Consider the following 2,993-nt stretch of genomic DNA (forward strand, 5'->3'; position numbering starts at 1 on the left):
CTGAACCGAAGGGGATTTGCTACAGGAACTGGTAACTCAAGAGAGAATAAAGTTGACCGTGCAAGAAGAGTTTCAGCAGATATTCAAAAGAAGGGCATTTACTTAGTTGGAAAGGATTCGACCGGGTTCACGAAAAAATGGGCGATGGAATTTCTGGAAAAAATAACTGCATATCCAAATGAAGCTATTCACGATGATTGTGTAGTTGCATTCACAGGGGCCTACGAAAAAATAGTTTCTGAAGTTCAAACTCAAAGGGTTGATGTGGATAAGTGGTATTCCACTTGATAATTTTTATAAATAAAACATATCGATACATTTAAATATATCGAAATAATATTATAGTATATGACTATTAAAAATACTGATGAAAGCTGTGAGGTATGCTTTTCGGTCGAAAATTTAACCAAGACATTACCTTCAGATGAAACCCTTGAAGATAATGCAGCAGTGTTAAAATCATTGGCAGATCCAACAAGACTTAAGATAATCTATCTCTTGAAAAACGGTGAATTATGTGTCTGTCAAATACTTGAAGCTATAGACAAATCCCAGTCAACAATATCCCATCATCTCAACATGATGAAAAAGGAGGGCGTGCTGTCAGCTCGAAAACAGGGAAAATGGATCTACTACAAACTTGCCAATGAAAACATCATTGACAGTCTTGAAGAAATATTTGAAAAATATTGGTGATAACAATGGATGAAAAGATAGCTTTGGCTTCATGCAACGGAATGAGTGCCAACGGACTGGTGTCACGCGTTGCAGTAGGCGACTGCAAAAAGGAAAACCCTAACATAATATCAATCTGCATGGGATCAACCTCAGCAGACACTGAAGGACAAAACGATGAGATGCTTAGGAAATTTCCGATTATAGCAATCAACGGATGCGACAACGGATGCGTGAACAAGATTTTAAACAACAGAGGAATCAAAGTTTTTAAAACAATCGGTGTTGGTGATGTCCTGAATGAACACAAAGCCTTTGCCACAGACCCGTTTAGACTTGACAGCGAAGGGGAAAGATGTGTCGAAATAATTAAAGATAAAATCAATGAAGAAATAAATGGGTGAATAAAATGGATTATTTTAATAATGAAATTTGGAAAAAATGGGCAAACAAAAACTATGATGAATTCAAGTCACTGAAAGACGGTGCCAGAATGGCAATGCTGTTGCCCAATACTGACAACCTCATAGTCCTCACTAAAGGCGAAGAAATAACTGTGAAAATAGATGATCGGAACAATTTCGATTTTCCATTTGCCCAAATTGCATTCAAATTCGGTGAAAATACTGTTGAGGATGTATTAAGAGATTCAACATTCTCCACATTCAAGAATCTCACACTTGATGATGAAATAGGTATTTTATCATTTGTCGATGAGGCCACACTGAACAGGTTCGATTACAGATACTTCCTTAAAAAGTTCGGCTTTGAGATAGGTTCCGGATGCAGCTGCGGGTGTTGCTGATGGCTGACAACTGGAACTTCGATGGCTTGATACAGGATGTTCTGGTCAAATCCAATTCCAGTTCCTGCTGCGACGGCGTATCATTTCCTGACACTTCAAGAATAGAAAACCCCATAAATCCCATAGATTCTGTTACAAAAGAATTTCTCAAGGATTTTGAAATATACTTAAAGCAATTGGGTGTTGTGGAAATAGCTTATGTTGATGGCATCAAGGAATATTTCATGCACGGTCTTGATTTTGATTTTAACTCAGCTGTCGTATTTTCATATGAAATCAGCCAATGCATACATGATGTCGGTGCAGGAGCCAAAGCCCAGGAGTACAACAATGACCTCTACAGAGACTTTGGAAATATGACATATAAGATTTCAGATTATCTGAGGCTTCGTGGATTTGAAACAAGTGTTGCACATCCCCGTGAAGAGACAATAGACTTTTCACATCTTGCCCAAAAGGCGGGAATGGGTGCAATCGGAAAAAGCGGTCTGCTGATAAGTCCTGAAATCGGACCCAACCAGAAAATAGCTGCAATACTGGTAAACATAAAAAACCTTCCCAAAGCTGAAAGCGATTCTTATGACTGGATTCCGGACTACTGTAACTACTGTAACTCATGCGTTAGAGCATGTCCTCATGACGCTTTAATCCTTGATAAAAAAACAAAAACAGTAAGTTTCACAGAAGAGCTATGTATCGGTTGCAGCGAAGGATGCACTGAATGCATCAAGGCATGTCCCTTTTATAAAAAAGGGTATGAGGCTGTTTTTGAAAAATACAAAAGGATTAAAATGAAATCTGAAAAATAACTATTTGTCTCTCAAGAATTTTCTTCTGCCTTGCCATATTAACTGGCGCTGTCTTTTTCTTAATTCCTTATAATCCCAATACATCTGTGATGTGATGTGTCCATGCAGCCTTCTAAACTCGTCAATCCGGACAATGGCAGCCTGTACAATAGCTGATTCACCTTCATGCCAGCAGTACCATGGATGATGGCAGGCAACATCACACTGCGAAGCCAATCCTGTTTTGCAGTTGTTGCAGTAATCCACAAACCACAATTCTTCCTCCCTTTCTCGCTTTTCCTTTTTGGCTTTGATTATTTGTTGTTTTATAGATGTCATACCAATCAGTTTTATAAAAACCATAAAAACCATGAAAACTCTTGTAAACTTTTTTGATGGTTTTTTTAAAATCTTCTTAAAATCCTTTAAATCAAAAAATAAGAATTTAGAGAATGTTTCTGAGAATTGATTTTTTAAAAAACCAAATTTTTCCAGGATAAGCGGGGCCACTTTTAAACATGCCTCCGCACATTTCCCCAACCTTAGTTTTTTTGTAAAAACCACACCACCAAAACCAATGCATAATCCTTTAATTAACCTGAAAACAATTGTAAGCTATTTTTTAAAAAAAACTTTTACAAAAGTTTTTATAAGTTTACATGGTTTTTTTAGTTTTTTGGTTTTCATGGTTTTTCAGTTTTTATGGTTTTTTGCCAATCCATATC

6 protein-coding genes are annotated in these 2,993 nt (G+C 37.0%); 5 read left to right on the forward strand and 1 reads right to left on the reverse strand.

Annotated features, from left to right (window positions below; genetic code table 11):
- From ACKI2W_RS10280 to ACKI2W_RS10300, 5 genes are all read left to right on the forward strand, one after another.
- Nucleotides 1-288: hypothetical protein (locus tag ACKI2W_RS10280; RefSeq protein ID WP_407381821.1), on the forward strand; the 288-nt coding region annotated here is incomplete at its 5' end.
- 60 nt (nt 289-348) lie between these two features.
- A complete protein-coding gene (locus ACKI2W_RS10285; protein ID WP_407381823.1) occupies nt 349-696 on the forward strand; it encodes an ArsR/SmtB family transcription factor in 348 nt (115 codons plus the stop codon).
- A gap of 5 nt (nt 697-701) precedes the next feature.
- Entirely contained in the window at nt 702-1,079 is a 378-nt protein-coding gene (locus ACKI2W_RS10290) for a putative zinc-binding protein (protein WP_407381825.1), read from the forward strand.
- Between the two features lie 5 nt (nt 1,080-1,084).
- Nucleotides 1,085-1,480 carry a hypothetical protein gene (locus ACKI2W_RS10295; protein WP_407381827.1) on the forward strand — a complete coding sequence of 132 codons (396 nt, stop codon included), beginning with the start codon at nt 1,085-1,087 and terminating at the stop codon, nt 1,478-1,480.
- A complete protein-coding gene (locus ACKI2W_RS10300) occupies nt 1,480-2,289 on the forward strand; it encodes a 4Fe-4S binding protein (RefSeq protein WP_407381829.1) in 810 nt (269 codons plus the stop codon). The genes ACKI2W_RS10295 and ACKI2W_RS10300 overlap by 1 nt, the downstream gene beginning before the upstream one ends.
- Here ACKI2W_RS10300 and ACKI2W_RS10305 read toward each other — a convergent pair whose 3' ends face one another.
- Nucleotides 2,290-2,607: a hypothetical protein gene (locus ACKI2W_RS10305; protein WP_407381831.1), complete on the reverse strand. Its 318-nt coding sequence runs from the start codon at nt 2,605-2,607 to the stop codon at nt 2,290-2,292. It lies immediately after the preceding gene.
- Nucleotides 2,608-2,993: the final 386 nt, after the last annotated feature.

Origin of the sequence: Methanobrevibacter sp. (assembly GCF_045603845.1) — an archaeon.
GTDB lineage: Archaea > Methanobacteriota > Methanobacteria > Methanobacteriales > Methanobacteriaceae > Methanocatella.